At 54.7% G+C, this 590-nt stretch carries 1 protein-coding gene; it reads left to right on the forward strand.

Annotated features, from left to right (window positions below):
* On the forward strand, positions 1 to 590 hold a 590-nt coding region (locus tag AWB69_RS50250; RefSeq protein ID WP_231937474.1), incomplete at both ends, for a hypothetical protein.

The following is a 590-nucleotide window of genomic DNA, read 5'->3' on the forward strand; positions in this document are numbered from 1 at the left end:
ACGGTCACGTTGAACGGCCGCCGCACGCGTGCGGAACATGTTCAGAAAGCCCCTCCCTCAGGTGAAGTCATCTTAAATACAAAAATCCGAAGGCTCGTCGCCCTACCACTACTTATCCCGTTTTGCGCAGCGGCACAGTCCGCGCCAAAGCCGATGGACCTAGATCACTCGGTTCTCAATGCGTTTCAGGTTATGTGCAATCTCGAGCTTCCAGACTTTTCGCGTATAGATGCAAAAGCGACAGCAATGCGAATGCACGTTCAAAGCGAAGCATCTGCACCTTCTGCGAACGGCACCGTTACGCGACGCAAGGCATGGGTGGGCGGTTTGACGACTGGCCCTTTCGCGCTTCTGCTCGATGAAATGGACGGCCCAAAGGGAACAGTAACCAGCTGTGCGGTTGCTGCTCAGGTACCCGATGCGAATGCATTTCGCATTGCCACAATCGACGACCTGAGGCTACCTTCGACTAATCAGCAACTCGATCCGACTGGAGCGAAAGAAAGCGAATGGCGAGATGTATCGGGTCCGGGCACGACCCTGATATTACGCGCTATCGTCAAAGGCGAGACTTCGTCGGTCATGGTCAA

Origin of the sequence: Caballeronia udeis (genome assembly GCF_001544555.2) — a bacterium.
Lineage (GTDB): Bacteria > Pseudomonadota > Gammaproteobacteria > Burkholderiales > Burkholderiaceae > Caballeronia > Caballeronia udeis.